Source organism: Hyunsoonleella pacifica (assembly GCF_004310335.1).
Lineage (GTDB): Bacteria > Bacteroidota > Bacteroidia > Flavobacteriales > Flavobacteriaceae > Jejuia > Jejuia pacifica.
The window spans coordinates 577496-597249 of the sequence record NZ_SIRS01000002.1; the positions used below are offsets into that span (position 1 = coordinate 577496).

The window sequence follows — 19754 nt, forward strand, 5'->3', positions numbered from 1 at the left end:
ATGAAAGTAAAATTATATATAACACTTGTAGTAATTTGCTTTTGTTTCAAAATGAAAGCGCAAGACCCTATTTTTTCTCAGTATATGATGATGCCAGAAAGTTTAAATCCGGCGTTCTCTGGATTTGAACAGGCTACTTATTTTGGGGTAATACATCGTACACAATGGCCTTATTTAGATTTACAAGTAGATACAGATTATGCATTTTTTAATACATGGTTAGAAAATGCAAAAGATGGTATTGGTATAGGTTTTAGTTTTTTAAACCAACGTGAAAATAGTACAAGCTATAATCATTTTCAGTTTAATGGAAATTTTGCTTACATCATAGGGTTGAATAACGATTGGTATTTTAGGCCAGCAGTAGAAGTAGGCTATGGTATGAAGTCCTTTAATTTTAGAAACTTAGTATTGTCCGACCAAATAAATATTAATTCTGGTATGGTAAATCCAGTCAGTTCAGACCCTTTTGCTATGAATGCCAATAACAATATAGGTTTTATAGATTTTACTGCAGGATTTGTATTTGATAAGAAAAACAGACGTAATGATACGGATTTATGGCTTGGGGCAGCGATTAAGCATTTAAACCAACCTAATATTTCTTTTTTTGATGAAGGCAATGTACCGTTGGATATTTTTTATACTGTACATGCTAGTTATAGGTTTCCTTATTACGACTATAATGATATGGTATTGTCTGCAAACTATATGCAACAAGGACGTTTTAATCGTTTGGATTTATCTGCTACTTTAAAGTTTAACAAACTTTTTGTGGGGGCTATGGCAGTTACCAATCCCGCGAAAAATAGTGGTAATAGCCATTTACTAACTTCCGTAAATGCTTTGGTTGGTGTAGAATTAGAACGTTTTAGATTTGGCTTTTCGTATGATTTTAATACCTCAAACATTGGTAGAACTGATGGTATATACGAAATCTCTATAACCTATCTGGCAGATTGTTTAATTTGTAGAAGTCCTGTAAACAACGAACGTAGAAAATAAAAACACTCCTAAAATTATTGGTTTAGGAGATGTTTAAATAAGTAATTCCAACTAAATAAAATTATCTGTAGATACTGTACACGTCACAGGAAAATGATCAGAGGATTTTGGGAAATCTTTATAAATAGGATTACCACTGCTCATATTAATTAAAATTTCTGCATTCGACACCCAGTTTTGTGGAGCTCTTGAATATAAGATATGATCGATCCACGATCTTCTGTAGCTATTGTTAAAAATAGGATCTTTAAAGCTTGCTGTATACAGTGAGGTAAAATTTAACTCCTTTTTATGGCGGTCGCTCAGCGTGTCAAACATAGCATTGCCTAAACACAATTCTGGATGCCATATAGACCCCATTAAGCGTTCCACGCCACTTGCCATAATTTTCATTTCACTGGTATCAAAGCCAGGGCCATCATTAATATCTCCACACACAATAAGCGGGATGTCTTTTGTAGCACTATTTGTAAGATAGTCATTTAAAAAATGGGTTCTTATTTGATGACATTGTGCCACAATCTTTTTTCTATTACCATCAGATTTAGACCACCATTTACTCCATTCTAACGATTGAAAAACCCCTTTACTCTTAAGGTGTAGTCCTAGTACCCTAAACGATTTTCCATCAGCTAAATTAATTGATGCGTATAAAGGTCGTCTTTCAAATTTATGTACTTCATCCAAGCCATCATTGTCTGTATCCATCCTAAACTCATTCGTTGCTGATTTTAATGTATTAGCCTCAGGAGAACCATCAATACTAAACCAGTCTATAGGTGTGGAACTAAACTTTCCTGTATCAGTTCGCACTGCAAGACTTACACTTTGGGCTCCTGCAGGTTGCACAACACATTCCCAATCGCCTACAACATCTGGCCTATCAAAAAATAGTTGTAATTCTGAACTTTGATTGGGGCCTTCAACAATAACCCAAACATCTGAGTCTACATCATTAATAACCCCTCTTAAATCCCTAATGCGATCTCCAATAAGCTGTTTGGTCATATACCCTTTATCTGTGTCTGCTCTAAACACAGGTGGAGATCCTGTGAATAATTCATTAAACCATTCGGCATTCCATAGGGTAAATTTTAAACTGGCCATAATAAGATGCTTTTTTAAATTACAGATATGCCAATGTAAAACTTTTCTATCAAAAAAGATATAAGTACTTCTACGTAAAATTGTAAAATTACCAAACCTTAACTTTATGGTAAAGTAGTGTTTAATTCACTGGAGCTATGACCTTGGTTTTTTTGTAAAGTGGAATCCTGTAGGCCAATGTATACCCATAACCCACTCCTATTCGCGTACTGTCGTAGGTTTTGTTAAATCCAGGGATATAGATGTTTTGGAAGTTATCGGGTTTAGTCTCTGTGAGCAATACTTTAAGTTGCACATTTAATCCAAAATAAAGATTGTTAAATAGTTCTGCTTTAATGCCTAAAATAAGTTCAGTCCATATAGCAGTTAATCCCTCTTTTTCAATACTTTCAGTTATAATATTTTGTGGAGCCCAATATTGGTCTGAGCTATATACTTGATATCTATTAATAGTATGACTAAACGAACTAAATGCTAAACGTGATCCAAAATAAACCATATTATCCATATCCAGCCAATTTTGGTATGTATTATAGTCTATTCCTGCCTTGAAGTAGCTCCCTTTTGTAGTGGTATTTAAAAAGTCAGTAATTACAATACGTTCTTCATTACCCAGCTCACCAGCTAAGTAAAGTTTTTTGGTAAGGCGATAATCTGCAACTAATTCTATACCTGTATATTCATCATATAAAAAAGATCGTATTAGTTTTCCTGTATCTACACCAATACGTAAACCATATTTTAGTTTTACAACTGTAGAATCGTTTTTAGTTTTTGGAATACTATCGTTTTGAGCTTGTGCTGTTGAACAAACCAAAACCATCAACACTAAACTAATGTAATAATATAAAATGTGCTTCTGCTTCATTTTCTACAATTTGATTATCATTTTCGGTTGTTATAGAGCGTATCCATTCGTCATTATCTACATCGTCTTCATCAATTCTTATTTGTACGTTGCTAAATACAGTTTTAAATCCGCATGCACGAGAAACAAATACATCATCTCTAATATAGGTTATGGTAATAATATCTTCATTTCCAGTAATAATATCATCACTAGTATCATCTGGTGTATCATTATCATCTATAGCATAATCGCGATGTAACTTATATTGTGTGACGTCAGAATCTGTTCTAAGAGGTAAAATTAATTCACTTGAAGTAACCACATTATAATTCTCCAACACACCATTACCTTCTCCGTTATCGTTTATACCTTCAATTCTCAAACCAAAGATATTCTTACTGTCATCAGGCAATGAAACATCAAAAGCTTCAATAACTAATCTAGCAGTGGTTTGAGTTGATTCTGGGCACAAATCATCACGTTCACAACCGTAGTTACCAACTACTAGTAGTATCAAAATAAGTACACTTACTTTTTTCATTTAAATAAATAATTATCGTTTCTCTAAAAGCACAACATTCTCAACATGAAATGTTTGTGGAAACATATCTACAGGTTGTACTTTAGTTACTTTATACATATCATTTAATAAAGCTAAATCTCTGGCTTGTGTAGCACTATTACAACTTACATAAACAATTTTTTTAGCAGCAATATTAAGCAATTGCGCTACTACATCCTTGTGCATACCATCACGAGGCGGATCGGTAATAACAACATCTGGTTGCCCATGTGTAGTAATAAAAGCATCATTAAAAACTTGCTTCATATCACCAACATAGAACTCAACGTTATTAATGTTATTTAATTGTGCATTTTCCTTTGCTGCAATAATAGCATCTGGAACAGATTCTACGCCAACTACCTTTTTGGCTTTTTTTGCTACAAACTGTGCAATGGTTCCTGTACCTGTATACAAATCGTAAACCAATTCATCCCCATTTAATCCTGCAAAATCTCGTGTTATTTTATATAATTTGTAAGCTTGCTCTGAATTTGTTTGATAAAAAGACTTTGCGTTTATCTTAAATTTTAATCCTTCCATCTCTTCAAAAATATGGTCTTGCCCTGCGTAACAAACTACGTCTTGATCGTATATAGTATCATTACCTTTTCCATTGATTACATATAATAACGAGGTAATTTCAGGAAACTCTTCTGAAATAAAATTTAAAAGTAATTCACGTTTTTCTTTATCTTCTTTATAGAATTGAACCAACACCATAATATCTCCTGTACTTGAGGTACGAATCATCATAGTGCGCAAGAAACCTGTTTGGTTTCTGGTGTTGAAAAATTCTAAATCATTTTCAATCGCAAATTGTTTTACTGAATTTCTTATGGTATTAGAGGGATCTCTTTGTAAATGGCATTTATCAATATCTAAAATCTTATCCCACATTCCTGGAATGTGAAACCCTAAAGCATTTCTGTTACCTAAATCTTTGTCAGATTTAATTTCCGCTTCTGTTAACCAACGGCTATCACTAAATGAAAACTCCATTTTATTGCGATAAAAATATTGTTTTTTTGAGCCTAATATTGGTGTGACTTCTGGCAAATCTACATGCCCAATTCTAGTTAAATTATTAACGACTTCTTTTTGTTTGTAGTACAATTGATGTTCGTAGCCCATATCTTGCCACTTACAGCCACCACAAGTACCAAAATAGTTACACTCTGGCGTTACGCGTTTGTCAGATAGTTTATGAAAGTTTATAGCTTTACCTTCATAGTAAGCCTTACGTTTTTTAAAGGTTTGTACATCAACTATATCTCCAGGAACAGCATTTGGTAAAAACACTACTTTACCATCTGGAGCTTTGGCTATAGTTTTTCCTTTTGCACCAGCATCAATAACCTCTAGCTGTTCAAAGTTTTTTCTTTTAGAATTTCTTCTTCTTGGCATGCTGCAAAAATAACAATAGCACGAAATAAATGTTTATTTATTTCTATTAACTTTAAGAGATTTTCACTTTTGCAATAAATAAAATGAACCTTTTTAGTTTTTTACCGTCTTTATATCAGAAATGAAAGTAGAAAACACTCATAAGCGCATTATTAACCAACCTAAAGCTAAAATAACAGCTTTAATACTAACATTATCTCAAAAGGATGATAAAGTATGGCCTAAACATTATTGGCCTGCAATACGATTTAAAGAAGGACTTAAAGTAGGATCAAGTGGAGGTCACGGTATCATTCGATATAAGATAACTGAATTTTTACCAGATAGTCACATCACATTCATGTTTTTAAAACCTATAGGATTTAATGGTCTCCATAAATTTGAAATTGAGCGTGTAAATGAGAATTCTACCTGCGTAAGTCATAAGATAGTTATGAGTACAGAGGGTTTAGCTACACTTAAATGGTTAATAGTTATACGTTGGCTACATGATGCTTTAATAGAAAATACTTTTGATAGGATTGAAAACAATTTTTCAGAAACCAAAGTATTTACTAAATGGAGTTTATGGGTGCGTTTATGGCGTTTTATTTTTAGACTATTTAGATGAAGACAGACAAGGATATCGTTTTGAAAATCCAATCTGGATATAGGCAAGAAATAACGGAGTTGGTTAGACGATGGCATAAACCATTTTGTGAAAAGGCATATTGGTTAGTTAAAGATGCTGATGTTGCTAAAGATATTGCTCAAGAAAGTTGGACAGTAATTATTGATAAAATTGACCAATTAGAAAAACCAGAGCGTTTTGGTAGTTGGGCATTACGTATCGTATGTAATAATTCAATGGATTGGCTTAATAAAACATCAAGAACTCGTAATCATTTAAATCAATTAGAAAAAGAACAAGAAAATGTAGTTACAATAGACGATAAAAGCGATAATAGCCTCATTAAATTAAAATTACTGGAGGCTATTAAAAAGCTACCAATGCATCAGCAAGAAGTTCTCAGGTTGTTTTATACTGAAGATTGTTCTCTTAAAGAAATATGTAAGATATTGAATATCTCTGTTGGTACTGCTAAATCTAGATTATTTCACTCTAGAGAAAAATTAAAAAAACTTTTAAAACATTATAATTATGAAAACTAATATGGAAGATATTGATAAACTAATAAAGGAAACTTTAAATGAAGAGGAAAGTAAATTCTACGATGAATTAGAAGAACAAAATGTACTTCAGATGATTTGGGGTTTATTCAGAGGAAAAAATAAATGGATTATGTACATGATGAACTTTATGACCCTGGTGTTTTTTGGATTATTTATATACTGTATTGTACAGTTTTTTAATGTAGATAGTACTTCAGAGCTCATTAAATGGGCTACTGGAAGTCTTATATTCCTTATAGGTGTTAGTATGCTAAAAATATTTGCTTGGATGCAGATGGATAAAAATGCTTTGTTAAGAGAATTGAAACGTTTAGAACTTCAAATTTCATCGCTTTCAACTAAAAAAAGAGACTAATATAAAAGCCGCTAGTCTTGAAAGAAAAGCGGCTTTTCAATTCAAAAAAATAAATTTACTTATTATTAAATTTATCTAAAATTCTTTCCATTTGTTTACCTGCTGCTGCTCTTCCTCCTAATCCAAAAGAAAGAATTATAGTAAGCGCAACTGTAGCAAGGGTTATTCCAAAGGCTAAGTTTATAATATCATCTGCAATTCCCATCGTTCCTAACCCAATAGCTAAGAAAATAGAAATAATAGCTATTCTTATAATAGAAGCGATGAATACATTAGATTCTTTCTTAGAAAAATTAGTAGCTGCTATAGACGATAACCAATTACCAACCATAAGTATAGCTAGTCCGAATAAAATCTTGCCAGAATAAGTTGTTACGGTATAAAGAATTTCAGAAAGGTAAGTAAACTCTAATTTTTCAACTGCAGTAGTTAATCCAAAAAGAACTATAAAAAAGTAAATTAAACTCCCTATTACAGATACAATATTGGTACTTCCTGTTATTGTATCTAAACCAATTTTATTAAATAAACCATTAAGATTCATGCTGTTAAGCAAATCTTTAATCAGTCCGCTTAAAAAACGCCCGCCAACAATGAATAAAATTAAGATAAATACAGCTATAATTATTTTAGGTATGGCAGCAAAGAAGTCCTTTAACATATCTGTTGCAGGAACTGAAATCGCATCCATATTCAAAATATTGAATGCTGAAATTAAAAGAGGAATAAATATAAAAATAAAAACAACCTTTTTTAGTATCTTAATTAAGTCGATATTTTCGGGTAATCTTAATTTTGGCACTAATTTTTGAATAGATTCACCTGATAGTTCAACAAGTTCTGATACTATTGTTGCTAACATATAGCCAATATAACACACTAACCCTGCGCCTATTATGTTTGGTACAAAGCCCGTAAAATTATTAAGCATAGTTTTTAGTGGATCCAATACATTGCTCATGCCTAGTTTGTCTAAAGCTAGCATGAAAACAAAAATCATTATTAAAAAATAAATAAGTTTACTTATAAATTTTGATAAACTAATTTTTGAATTCTTTAATTTGTTGTCAACTCCAGTTTTTCTAATTAGTTTGGAGAACAAACGCTTAAAAAAACCTGCAATAAGCCAGCCTATAATGATGATTAGTAATGCGACTAAGGCATTAGTTAATTTTTCTCCGAGTGATACTGATAAATTGTCTAATAATTTTGTTACATAGTCCATGATAAAAATGATTTAATGGTTAATTATATCATTATGACACGGTATTAGAACAAAAAGACACATTTTAATTCAGTTTTTATTAGAAAATCGCTAATTTGCTCCTATATCCAGGGATGATTTCTCTCCCACGCTGCTTTTTCGAATTCTCGGAAGAATAAAGGTACAGAAGGAATGGTTATTTTACTCGGTTATCGAGATTGATTATTAATGTTCAGTCTAGCTATTAGTGGAATATTTATGTAGTCAAGAAATTTTAAAACTATTTTTTAAAATGGCTGTTTTAGAGCAATTAACGTCACAACAAGCAATTGAATTAGAGCACAAATATGGTGCGCACAACTATCATCCATTACCTGTAGTACTAACCAAAGGTAAAGGTGTTTACGTTTGGGATGTAGAAGGCAAGAAATATTACGATTTTTTATCTGCATACTCAGCAGTTAATCAAGGGCATTGTCACCCAAAAATTATGAATGCTATGATTGAACAAACCAAAACATTAACACTTACTTCTAGAGCATTTTATAATGATATGCTGGGGAGATACGAAAAGTATGCTACACAACTTTTTGGATTTGATAAGCTTTTGCCAATGAATACAGGAGCAGAAGCCGTAGAAACTGCTTTAAAAATTGCTAGAAAATGGGCTTATGAAGTAAAGGGTATAGATGAAAACGAAGCTGAAATTGTGGTTTGTAAAAATAATTTTCATGGAAGAACAACTACTATTATTTCGTTTTCAAATGATCCTGTAGCTCGCGAAAATTTTGGTCCGTACACAAAAGGATTTATAAAGATTGAATATGACAACCTTAAAGCGTTAGAAGATGTACTAAGAAAGAATCCAAATATTGCAGGCTTTTTAGTTGAGCCCATACAGGGAGAAGCTGGTGTTTATGTACCTAGTGATGGTTATTTAGTAGCGGCAAAAGCACTTTGCGAAACATATAACGTGCTGTTTATTGCTGATGAAGTACAAACTGGTATTGCACGAACAGGAAAATTACTGGCTACATGTGGTAATTGTAGTTGTAACAACGGAAATTGCTCTGACACACCTGATGTAAAACCAGATATTTTGATATTAGGAAAAGCGCTTAGCGGAGGCGCTTATCCGGTAAGTGCAGTTTTGGCTAAAGATAATATAATGGATGTGATTAAACCAGGTAATCATGGTAGTACTTTTGGGGGAAATCCAGTAGCAGCTGCAGTAGCTATTGCTGCCCTTGAAGTAATTCAGGAAGAAAATTTAGCTGAAAACGCATATATTTTAGGAAAACTGTTTAGAAGTGAATTAAATACATACATTAAAAATAGCAGTGTAGTTAAATTAGTAAGAGGTAAAGGCTTATTAAATGCCATAGTAATTAACGATGAAGAGAAAAATAATAAAGCTTGGGATATTTGTTTAGCATTAAGAGATAATGGTTTATTGGCAAAACCTACACATAGAAATATTATTCGTTTTGCGCCTCCATTAGTAATAAATAAGGAACAGCTATTAGATTGTGTTTCAATTATTGTGAAGACCCTAAGTGCTTTTGAAAAATAAATTTTATATTATTGACTAGTCCTAAAAAACCGTTACAGTTTTAATTAGGATTAAAATTACTAAAACTCTGAACAACCCATGGGTTGTTCAGAGTTTTTCTTTTTATAAGTTTTCACTTTGATTTTATCTTGTTTGTGCATTTGTTCTGGTGTTAGCATCTTGCATGATAAATGCGGTCTTTTGGTATTATAGATAGTAATGCTTTGCTTGATTATTTTTCGCATTGTTATCAGGTCTGATTTTTGGGTATTGATTAAAAACTCTTGCTTTAAGATACCGTTTACACGCTCGGCTATTGCATTTTGATACGGATCATAGGATTCTGTCATGCTACATATAATATTGTTTTTCAATAGTAATTCTTGATAACCATCACTACAATACTGTAGACCCCCATCGGAATGGTGGATAAGTTTGTCATTGGGATACATCCTGCTTTTAATTGCTCGCCTTAATGTTTTGAGCGAAGCATCCACTTGCAGTGTATTGTCTAAATGGTAGCCTACAATCTTCTTAGAGTAGGCATCTGTGACTAAAGATAGGTACATCGGGTTCTGCCGATGTCCCACATAGGTAATGTCAGATACCCAAACTTGTTCTGGTCGGGTTACGGGTTTATCCTCTATCAGGTTCTTATGTTTTCTAAAACGGTGGTGTGAGTTAGTGGTTATGTGGTAACTTCGTCTGGGCTTGATAAGCATTTTATTAGCTTTGAGAATGGCAAACAATCGATCCCTACCAACACCTAGCTCTTGTAATTCTACCTTTAGAATATGGTATAGCTTTCTGGTGCCAAGACGTGGTTGTTCTATACGGATACGCTGTACTAGGTCTATAACTTGATCTGCAATAGCTTGTCGTTTTTGCCTTGAGTTAATAGCTCTGTAATATACCTGCCTACTAAACCCAAGTAGCTCACAGGTGGTTGAGATACTCTCTTGATAATTGATTCTGAACATATCCATTACTTGGGTTTGGAGTTTTTTCTGATTGGAATATTAAACTCTTTCTCTGCTAAATCTATCATCATATCGAACAAAATAGCTTTCTTGTCCGCGCGTTCTGCTAAGTGTTCTGCTCTGGCTTTTTGCTTCTCTAATAGCTTAACTTTCTCTTCAAGTTCTATGATACGCTGTTGTGGACTCTTAGACATAGGTTTGTAACTTTGGTTCTCCCAATCAAAGTTACCATATTTTCTAAGCCAATCCGTAATAGTGGATTTAGCTTGGATACCATACTTGACCAATGCCTGAGAACGTGTGAGTTCTCCTTGCTCAATCTCACGAACTACATCTAACTTAAAGGACTTCGGATAATCCTTCTGGGTACGTTTTACATATTTATTTTTCATTACACTTAAATTTAGTGTAACGCTATTTCAGGACGAGACATATTTAGATAATAAAAAAAACCAGAGCATATGCTCTGGTTTTTTTTATTATCTAAATATAGGTTATTGTCTCAGCTTACATAGCTTCAACTATAGCCTTCATTTCTTTAAATTTTTCAGTTTCCCCGAGAACGCTATAAATATTCATCAAAGTTTTAGCGGAATTAGAGCTTTTTGGATTAATCTCTAAAGCTTTGGATAAAAACGGAACAGCCTCTTTATAGATTGCTTGTCGCTTTTCACGTAATTCATCATAACGTCTGTTGTCAGCTGATGATGTTCCAAGTCCATTCATCTCTTCAATAATGTCTTTCTCTTTTCCTAATATTACTGCAGCACTATTAATATAAGCATTGATGTAATTTGGATCTAAATCAATAGTTTTTTTATAATATTCCAAAGCTTCATCAGGTTGATTCGAATCAGCAGATATTACGCCCAAATTATATTGCAGTTCAGCATTTTCAGGATCTAACTTTGTAGCTGTTTCCATTAACTCTTTAAACTTTTCAGTATTACCCATTTTATAATAGATGTTTGCTTCTGAAAGAATTAAATTAATGTCATTAGGAGCTTCAGATTTAGCATCTTTAATGGCTTGTATAGCTTTTTCATTATCTCCTTTTGATATGTAAATCAATGCAACATTTTTAACAATCTCACCTCGTTTTGAAGAAGTGACTTCATCAGTAGGGTCTTTATACAACTTTGCCTTAACTTGGAAGTCTCTCTGTGTTTTATCCTCAAAACGATCTTTTTGTCCTGATTCAACATTTACAGCAAAATACTGAGTTTCAATACCAGTATACTTTAAATCCTTAAGCTGTTGATATAAGCCTAATGCTCTATCGTAATCAGGGACATTTACAGCTGTGGCAGCAGCATAATATAGATATATTGTGTCACTTTGTCTTAAATTATATAACTTTTCAAAATGATCAGAAGCAACATCAAACTTTTTATCTTCATAAGCTTTGTTTCCTTTTTCTAAGAGCTTATTAATTACGTCATTATTTATTTTAGTTACTTCATCTTTATAAACTCCCTTAGCTTTATTTAAGAAACCTAATGCTGTATCAATCTCTTCGTTTGATCCCGCTCCATTGGCATACAGGGCTAATCCTTTTAAATAATTATATTTAGTTAACAATTTGTCATCTAAAGAACTTAACATAGGTTCTACAATCTTTAAAGCCTCCTTTGCTTCCGCAAAGTTATTGGCTTTAACGGCTTTCTCAACAGCTTTCAACTCTTTTTTCTGTGCAAAAGAAAATGTGCTTAATGAAATAGCTATAGCTATAATTAGTTGTTTTTTCATTTTAATTCAATTTGTATTATTTATTCGTTATTGTTGTTATCAGTATCATTATTATCAACAGTTGTGCCATCATTTGAAACATCAGTATTTTCAGTGGTTTCTACATCATCCACGTCATCCTCGTCGTGTCTAACTTTGGCAACTGCAGCAATAGAATCGCTCCCCTTTAAGTTTATCAATCTTACACCTTGTGTAGCACGTCCCATAACGCGTAAATCTTCTACAGCCATTCTTATGGCAATACCAGATTTATTGATAATCATTAAATCGTCACTATCAGTTACATTTTTAATAGAAACTAGGTTTCCTGTTTTATCTGTAATAGAGATAGTTTTTACACCTTTACCTCCTCTATTGGTAATACGATAATCATCTAAACTGGAACGTTTTCCGTAACCATTTTCAGAAACAACTAATATGTTACTTTCCATGTCATCTACAGCTATCATACCTATTACTTCATCCTTGTCGTGTGCTAAAGTTATACCTCTTACACCTGAAGCATTTCTACCCATAGGTCTTGTCTTTGCTTCTTCAAAGCGAATGGCTTTTCCAGACTTAAGTGCCAACATCACTTGACTCTCTCCTGTAGTCAATTTAGCTTCTAACAACTCATCACCATTCTTAATTGTTATCGCATTGATACCATTTGTTCTTGGACGAGAATACTGCTCTAAAGATGTTTTCTTTACTTGTCCTTTTTTGGTTGCCATAATGACATATTGGCTGTTTATATAGTCCTCATCTTTTAAATCTTGAGTACAAATAAATGCCATTACCTTGTCATCTTGTTCAATATTTATGAGGTTTTGAATAGCTCTACCCTTTGAGGTTTTTGCGCCTTCAGGAATTTCATAAACACGCATCCAGAAACATTTTCCTTTTTGTGTAAAGAATAGCATGTACTGATGATTCGTTCCTACAAATAAATGTTCTAAGAAGTCTTCATTTCTGGTAGTAGACGCTTTTTGCCCAACTCCTCCTCTATTTTGAGTTTTATACTCGGTTAAAGATGTTCGCTTAATATAACCTGCATGAGAGATGGTAATTACCACTTTCTCATTTGGTATCATATCTTCAATACTTAAATCTCCTCCAGCATATTCTATTACAGAACGTCTTTCATCACCATATTTATCTCTAATTACTTCCAATTCTTCCTTAATGATATTCATTCTACGATCTTTATTATCAAGAATATCTTTTAAATCGGCAATGGTTTTAATTATCTCTTCGTATTCTGATCGTAACTTGTCCTGCTCTAGTCCTGTTAATTGACGTAAACGCATTTCTACGATAGCACGCGCTTGAATTTCTGAAAGTTCAAAACGTTTAATTAAATTCTCACGCGCCTCATCTGCATTTGAAGATGCTCTGATAATTTGAATAACTTCGTCTATATTATCAGAAGCGATAATTAAACCTTCTAAAATATGTGCTCTTTCTTCTGCTTTACGAAGTTCATATTGAGTTCTTCTAACTACAACTTCATGCCTATGCTCAACAAAATAATGAATGAGATCTTTTAAATTTAAAAGTTGAGGTCTTCCATTAACTAAAGCAATGTTATTCACACTAAATGAAGACTGTAGCGCAGTATACTTATATAATTTGTTCAAGACTATATTTGGAATTGCATCACGCTTTAACACATAAACAATACGCATACCTTTCCTGTCAGATTCATCACGGATTGTAGAAATCCCTTCAAGCTTTTTCTCGTTAACTAAATCGGCAGTCTTCTTAATCATATCTGCCTTATTTACTTGATAAGGAATCTCATCTACAATAATGCACTCACGACCGTTAACTTCTTCAATATTTGCTTTTCCTCTCAGCACAACTCTACCACGACCTGTATGAAATGCATCTCTAACACCGTCATATCCATAAATAGTTCCTCCTGTTGGAAAATCTGGTGCTTTTATAAATGACATTAATTCATCAATCTCAATCTCATCATTATCAATGTAAGCAATGGTACCATTTACAACTTCGGTTAAATTGTGAGGTGGCATATTTGTAGCCATACCTACTGCAATTCCAGAAGCTCCATTCACTAGTAGTCCAGGTATTCTAGTTGGTAATACAGTAGGCTCTTGAAGTGTATCATCAAAATTCAGTTTATGATCAACTGTCTCTTTATCAATATCTGCAAGCATCTCTTCAGAAATCTTTTGCATTCTTGCTTCAGTATAACGCATTGCTGCAGGACTATCGCCATCTACAGAACCAAAATTTCCTTGACCATCAACCAGCATATAACGCAAACTCCATTCTTGTGCCATACGCACCATGGTATCATAAACCGAAGTATCACCATGTGGGTGATATTTACCTAAAACTTCTCCAACTATTCTAGCTGATTTCTTGTGTGCTGAATTTGCTCTAACTCCTAATTCATGCATGCCGTAAAGCACACGTCTATGAACAGGCTTTAAACCATCTCTTACATCTGGTAGCGCACGTGACACAATGACCGACATTGAATAATCAATGTACGCAGATTTCATCTCATCTTCAATGTTAATAGGTATCAGTTTTTCTCCTTCTGCCATATATAATTTAATTTAGTTTTTACGATTTTTTCAAAACATGCTAATATAATAATTTCGTTAGTGTGAATAAGTGATTTTTGCTTCTGTTTTAAGACTTTTTATTAACAATTTCACTACTATTTTTAGTTAATAACTATAAGGTTATAGGTTTTGATTTTTTGATTAATTTTTCGTCAATTAGCACGACTAATACATTTTAAGGTATAGTTTTTGTCGTTAGTAAAAATGTTTTAGTATTTTTAATGCAGAAAGGTATTTAGTTATGGATGATAATTTTTCCCCAAGAGTAAAAGATGTAATCGCTTATAGCAAAGAAGAAGCGTTGCGATTAGGGCATGATTTTATTGGCACCGAGCATTTGATGCTAGGATTGCTTAGAGATGGAAATGGAAAAGCAATAGATATATTAAGTGCGTTGGATGTAGACTTAAATCATTTAAGACGAAAAGTTGAAATTTTAAGTCCTGCTAATCCAAATATTAGTATCGCTTCAAATCAAAAGAAAAACCTGCACCTAACACGTCAGGCAGAGCGTGCTTTAAAAACCACTTTTTTAGAAGCGAAACTATTTCAAAGTACATCTATAAACACAGCACATTTGCTGTTGTGTATTTTACGAAACGAAAATGACCCAACTACCAAACTATTGAATAAGTTAAAAGTTGACTATGATAATGTTAAAGAACAATTTAAACAAATGATTACAAACGATAATGATGATTATATAGAGCCTAAATCTGAATCGTTCCAAGATGATGATGCTAATTTAGGAGATGAATCTCAAAAGGATAATATTTTTAATTCCCCATCAGGCAAGTCTAATAAGAAGTCTAAAACACCTGTTCTAGATAACTTTGGACGTGATTTAACGGCTTTAGCTGAAGAAGGCAAGCTAGACCCTGTTGTGGGTAGAGAAGCTGAAATACAACGTGTTTCACAGATTTTGAGTAGACGAAAGAAAAACAATCCACTTTTAATAGGTGAACCAGGTGTAGGTAAATCTGCCATTGCTGAAGGTTTAGCTTTAAGAATTGTAAAACGAAAAGTATCAAGAATTTTATTTAATAAAAGAGTTGTTACTCTTGATTTAGCAAGTTTAGTAGCTGGTACAAAATATCGCGGTCAATTTGAAGAGCGCATGAAGGCTGTAATGAACGAACTAGAAAAGAATGATGATGTCATACTTTTTATTGATGAAATACACACTATAGTTGGGGCTGGAGGTGCTACTGGGAGCTTGGATGCTTCTAATATGTTTAAACCTGCCTTAGCTCGTGGAGAAATTCAATGCATCGGTGCTACAACACTTGATGAATACAGGCAATATATCGAGAAAGATGGTGCTTTAGAGCGTCGCTTTCAAAAAGTGATTGTGCAACCAACTACTGTTGAAGAGACTATTGAAATCCTTAACAACATTAAAGGAAAATATGAAGAACATCACAATGTTGATTTTACACCAGAAGCTGTAGAAGCTTGTGTAAAGTTGACTAATAGATATATGACGGATAGATTTCTTCCAGATAAAGCTATCGATGCTTTAGATGAAGCTGGATCTCGTGTCCACATTACTAATATTGATGTGCCTCAACAGATATTAGAACTTGAGAAACAATTAGAACAAGTTCGAGAAACAAAAAATTCTGTGGTAAAAAAGCAGAAATATGAGGAAGCTGCAAAATTAAGAGATGATGAAAAACGCTTAGAAAAAGATTTGGCTATAGCCCAAGAAAAATGGGAAGAGGAAACTAAGCAACATCGTGAAATTGTTACTGAAGAGAATGTAGCAGATGTAGTATCGATGATGACTGGAATTCCTGTAAACAGAATTGCACAAACTGAGATTAATAAATTGGCTGAATTACCAAACCTTATTAAAGGTAAAGTAATTGGACAAGATCAAGCTGTAGTAAAGGTTGTAAAAGCTATACAACGTAACCGTGCAGGATTAAAGGATCCTAATAAGCCCATAGGATCTTTTATCTTCTTAGGTCAAACAGGTGTTGGTAAAACTCAATTAGCTAAAGTGCTATCTCGTCAATTGTTTGATAGTGAAGATTCTTTAATTAGAATAGACATGAGTGAGTATATGGAGAAGTTTGCAATATCCCGTTTAGTTGGCGCGCCTCCTGGATACGTTGGATACGAGGAAGGTGGACAATTAACTGAAAAAGTAAGACGTAAGCCCTACTCTGTTATTTTATTAGATGAAATTGAAAAGGCTCACCCTGATGTATTTAATATGTTACTGCAAGTGCTTGATGACGGTCATTTAACTGATAGTTTAGGTAGAAAGATTGATTTTAGAAACACCATCATTATCATGACCTCAAATATAGGAGCAAGAAAACTTCAAGATTTTGGTTCAGGTATAGGTTTTGGTACTTCAGCTCAAAAAGCACAAGAAGATGCCAATGCTCAAAAAGTTATTGAAAATGCACTTAAAAAGTCATTTGCTCCTGAATTCTTAAATAGAATTGATGATGTAGTAGTCTTTAATCCTCTTGAGAAAGAAGACATTAATCAAATCATTGACATTGAGTTAGAAAAATTACTATCTAGAATTAAAGGTTTAGGCTATAATTTAAAATTAACCAAAACCGCCAAAGATTATATCGCTGATAAAGGTTTTGATAAGCAATATGGGGCAAGACCACTAAAACGTGCTATTCAGAAGTATATTGAAGATGCGTTAGCAGAAGAAATAGTAGCTTCAAATCTTCAAGAAGGCGATAAAATTATTATCGATTTAGATAAGAAAACGGAAGAACTAAAAATAGATATCGAAAAGGCAGAAAAGCCCACAGAGTCTTAAGAAAGTAACCGTAGATAAACATAAAGCCTACATCTAATTTTAGATTGTAGGCTTTTTTTTGATAAAAACTGTAACACATCAAAAAAGTTATTCTCCTTATAATAGTAAACCAATTATTTTTTGACGCCTAACCACCAAAATATTGAAAATTTAATTGAACTGTGCATATCTGGTAATCAGTCTGCGCAACTAGAAATATATAATAGATATTATAAAGCAATGTACAATACGTCTTTACGAATAGTAAAAAATAGTTTTGAAGCAGAAGATATTATGCAAGACTCGTTTTTAATGGCTTTTACAAAACTTAATACCCTAAAAGACAAAACAGTATTTGGCTCTTGGTTAAAACGAATAGTTATTAATAACAGTATACATCATTATAAAAAACAATCAAATAAACAAGAAACACCATTAAACGATACTTTATTTAAAGTTGAAGATCAGAACACTAATGACACTACTAATCATGCTGAAGTCTCATTAAAAATTAAGCAAGTATTAGATGGATTAAATAGTTTAAAAGACAATTATAGAGTTGCGCTTACATTAAATTTAATAGAAGGATTTGATTATGGGGAAGTAAGCGAAATAATGAATATAAGTAATGCTAATTGTAGAACTATAATTTCAAGAGCAAAAAGTAGTTTGCGTCAAAAATTAGAACACTTAAGAGTTAATTAACCTTAGAATATGAATAAAGATTACTTAGATAGTTTTTTTGAAACGGCAAAAGATGATTTTGATGTTGAAGAGCCTAGTGCTAACCATAAGCAACGGTTTCTTGAAAAATTAAATGATAAAGGCGAGCTATACCCTACTAGTGAAATTAGACAAAGGCGTCGTCTATGGAAACCGTTACTAGGTGTGGCCGCCTCTATTCTACTAGTTATAACACTAGGTCTTAGCTTTACTTCTCAAGATAATGAATTAAGGGACCTAGCAAGTGTATCACCAGAAATGGCTAGAACAGAAAATTTTTTCACTGTAACCATTTCCGAAGAGCTTTACAAACTTGAAAACGCATCTACTCCTGAAACACAACAATTAATTCAAGATGCAGTAAACCGATTAGCTAATCTTGAAAAGGCTTATGAAAATCTAAAAAAGGATTTAAATGAAAGTGGAGATGATAAACGCGTAATATTTGCGATGATTACAAACTTTCAAACGAGAATTGAAATATTAAAACACACACTTCAAGAAATAGATAATATAAAACAATTAAAAATCACATCATATGAAACGAACAGTACAATTTAAATCACTTATTACTTTTTTACTGATACCACTCTTTGTTTCTGCATTAAGCAATTCAAATGATAAAGGTAAATACAGTAAGGAAAAGAAAATTAACAAAGAGTATTCGGTATCATCCGATGCCAACTTAAGTATTAAAAACAGTTATGGTAATTTAGATATTATCACTTGGAATGAAAATAGAATTGTTTTTGAAATAACAATCACTACTTCTGGTAACAATCAAGAAAAAGTTGAAGAACGTATAAATGATATAACTGTTGAGTTTGAAGGCAGTAGTAGTAATGTATCAGCCAGAACTAAGTTTGGTAAAGGAAAATCTAGTTCGTGGTGGGGGAATAATAAAAAAAACAATGTAAATATTTCGGTAAATTATATTGTTAAAATGCCAATTACCAATAGTGTTGCTTTAAATAATGATTATGGCAGCATAAACTTAGGAAAGTTAGAAGGACAAGCTAATATAAACTGTGATTATGGTAAGATAACCACAAAGGAACTTATGGCTGATGATAATGTTTTAACTTTTGATTATTCCAGTGGATGTTATTTTGAGTATATAAAATCTGGTAGTATAAATGCAGATTACAGTGGCTTTACAGTAGGAAAAACCAAAATGCTTAACATTAATAGTGATTACACCAAATCAAAAATCGAAATTGCTGAACAAGTAAATTACAATAGCGATTATGGCTCATTATACATAGAAAAAGCAAATATTATAAACGGTAATAGCGATTATGTAAATTTAAAATTTGGTAGTATTTATGATAAAGCCACTATAAAAGCCGGCTACGGTTCTATTAAAATAGAACAATTACAGAGTAGTTTGAAAGCTTTAACCATAAAGACTAGTTATACAGGTTCAAAAATTGGATTTCATCCAGACTTAAATTTTGATTTCGATTTGGATTTATCTTATGCAAATCTTAGTGGAGATAATGATTTTGATTTTACCTATAAATCTGTAGAATCTACACAAAAAAGATATTCAGGATATTATGGAAATAAAGGTTCGGGAGCGAAAATAATTATAAAATCTAATTATGGGGGCTTGAATTTTTATAAGAATTAAAGATTGAAAAATGAGGAAAGCCTACGGAATCTTAAACTAGTTTTTTTCTAAATATTAAGCCTACATCTCTAATCTTAGATTGTAGGCTTTTTTTTGATAAAA

General features: G+C 32.6%; 18 protein-coding genes. 9 read left to right on the top strand and 9 right to left on the bottom strand.

Going from position 1 to position 19754, the window contains the following annotated elements:
• Positions 1–1005, top strand: a complete 1005-nt coding sequence (locus EYD46_RS05895; protein ID WP_130936134.1) for a PorP/SprF family type IX secretion system membrane protein — start codon at positions 1–3, stop codon at positions 1003–1005.
• A gap of 51 nt (positions 1006–1056) precedes the next feature.
• Here the strand turns inward: EYD46_RS05895 and EYD46_RS05900 are convergent, their stop codons facing one another.
• The 4 genes from EYD46_RS05900 to rlmD form a co-directional block, all read right to left on the bottom strand.
• On the bottom strand, positions 1057–2112 hold the full coding sequence (locus tag EYD46_RS05900; RefSeq protein WP_130936135.1) for an endonuclease/exonuclease/phosphatase family protein: 1056 nt from the start codon (positions 2110–2112) through the stop codon (positions 1057–1059).
• Between the two features lie 121 nt (positions 2113–2233).
• Entirely contained in the window at positions 2234–2980 is a 747-nt protein-coding gene (locus EYD46_RS05905; RefSeq protein WP_130936136.1) for a DUF6048 family protein, read from the bottom strand.
• Positions 2946–3503 (bottom strand): DUF6452 family protein, encoded by a 558-nt coding sequence (locus EYD46_RS05910; protein ID WP_130936137.1) that lies wholly within the window; start codon positions 3501–3503, stop codon positions 2946–2948. Before EYD46_RS05910 ends, EYD46_RS05905 begins: the two co-directional genes overlap by 35 nt.
• 12 nt (positions 3504–3515) lie before the next feature.
• Complete coding sequence (gene rlmD, locus EYD46_RS05915; protein ID WP_130936138.1) at positions 3516–4931, bottom strand: 23S rRNA (uracil(1939)-C(5))-methyltransferase RlmD; 1416 nt, start codon at positions 4929–4931, stop codon at positions 3516–3518.
• Between the two features lie 121 nt (positions 4932–5052).
• Between rlmD and EYD46_RS05920 the strand changes: the two genes are divergently transcribed.
• The 3 genes from EYD46_RS05920 to EYD46_RS05930 are packed head-to-tail and all read left to right on the top strand — an operon-like array spanning position 5053 to position 6459.
• Positions 5053–5541 (top strand): hypothetical protein, encoded by a 489-nt coding sequence (locus EYD46_RS05920; protein ID WP_130936139.1) that lies wholly within the window; start codon positions 5053–5055, stop codon positions 5539–5541.
• Positions 5538–6083, top strand: coding sequence for an RNA polymerase sigma factor (locus EYD46_RS05925; protein WP_130936140.1), 546 nt, complete (start codon positions 5538–5540; stop codon positions 6081–6083). The genes EYD46_RS05920 and EYD46_RS05925 overlap by 4 nt, the downstream gene beginning before the upstream one ends.
• A complete protein-coding gene (locus EYD46_RS05930; protein WP_130936141.1) occupies positions 6073–6459 on the top strand; it encodes a DUF6768 family protein in 387 nt (128 codons plus the stop codon). Before EYD46_RS05925 ends, EYD46_RS05930 begins: the two co-directional genes overlap by 11 nt.
• 55 nt (positions 6460–6514) lie before the next feature.
• Here EYD46_RS05930 and EYD46_RS05935 read toward each other — a convergent pair whose 3' ends face one another.
• Positions 6515–7684 (bottom strand): mechanosensitive ion channel, encoded by a 1170-nt coding sequence (locus tag EYD46_RS05935; protein ID WP_130936142.1) that lies wholly within the window; start codon positions 7682–7684, stop codon positions 6515–6517.
• A 271-nt stretch (positions 7685–7955) separates the two neighbouring features.
• Here EYD46_RS05935 and rocD point away from each other — a divergent pair, with 271 nt between their 5' ends.
• Positions 7956–9236 carry an ornithine--oxo-acid transaminase gene (gene rocD, locus EYD46_RS05940; RefSeq protein ID WP_130936143.1) on the top strand — a complete coding sequence of 427 codons (1281 nt, stop codon included), beginning with the start codon at positions 7956–7958 and terminating at the stop codon, positions 9234–9236.
• Positions 9237–9295: 59 nt separating this feature from the next.
• Here the strand turns inward: rocD and EYD46_RS05945 are convergent, their stop codons facing one another.
• The 4 genes from EYD46_RS05945 to gyrA all read right to left on the bottom strand — a co-directional run bounded on the left by EYD46_RS05945 (position 9296) and on the right by gyrA (position 14502).
• On the bottom strand, positions 9296–10201 hold the full coding sequence (locus EYD46_RS05945) for an IS3 family transposase (RefSeq protein ID WP_206662887.1): 906 nt from the start codon (positions 10199–10201) through the stop codon (positions 9296–9298).
• Complete coding sequence (locus tag EYD46_RS17905) at positions 10201–10587, bottom strand: helix-turn-helix domain-containing protein (RefSeq protein WP_206662888.1); 387 nt, start codon at positions 10585–10587, stop codon at positions 10201–10203. Before EYD46_RS17905 ends, EYD46_RS05945 begins: the two co-directional genes overlap by 1 nt.
• Before the next feature lie 115 nt (positions 10588–10702).
• On the bottom strand, positions 10703–11944 hold the full coding sequence (locus tag EYD46_RS05950) for a tetratricopeptide repeat protein (RefSeq protein ID WP_130936144.1): 1242 nt from the start codon (positions 11942–11944) through the stop codon (positions 10703–10705).
• 20 nt (positions 11945–11964) lie between these two features.
• The gene (gene gyrA / locus EYD46_RS05955) at positions 11965–14502 is read right to left on the bottom strand and encodes a DNA gyrase subunit A (RefSeq protein WP_130936145.1); all 2538 of its coding nucleotides are present in this window, start codon (positions 14500–14502) and stop codon (positions 11965–11967) included.
• A 262-nt stretch (positions 14503–14764) separates the two neighbouring features.
• Here gyrA and EYD46_RS05960 point away from each other — a divergent pair, with 262 nt between their 5' ends.
• From EYD46_RS05960 to EYD46_RS05975, 4 genes are all read left to right on the top strand, one after another.
• Positions 14765–17317: an ATP-dependent Clp protease ATP-binding subunit gene (locus tag EYD46_RS05960; protein WP_130936146.1), complete on the top strand. Its 2553-nt coding sequence runs from the start codon at positions 14765–14767 to the stop codon at positions 17315–17317.
• Positions 17318–17437: 120 nt separating this feature from the next.
• Complete coding sequence (locus EYD46_RS05965) at positions 17438–18001, top strand: RNA polymerase sigma factor (protein ID WP_130936147.1); 564 nt, start codon at positions 17438–17440, stop codon at positions 17999–18001.
• Positions 18002–18010: 9 nt separating this feature from the next.
• On the top strand, positions 18011–18580 hold the full coding sequence (locus tag EYD46_RS05970) for a hypothetical protein (protein WP_130936148.1): 570 nt from the start codon (positions 18011–18013) through the stop codon (positions 18578–18580).
• Complete coding sequence (locus EYD46_RS05975; RefSeq protein ID WP_130936149.1) at positions 18558–19652, top strand: DUF4097 family beta strand repeat-containing protein; 1095 nt, start codon at positions 18558–18560, stop codon at positions 19650–19652. Before EYD46_RS05970 ends, EYD46_RS05975 begins: the two co-directional genes overlap by 23 nt.
• Positions 19653–19754: the final 102 nt, after the last annotated feature.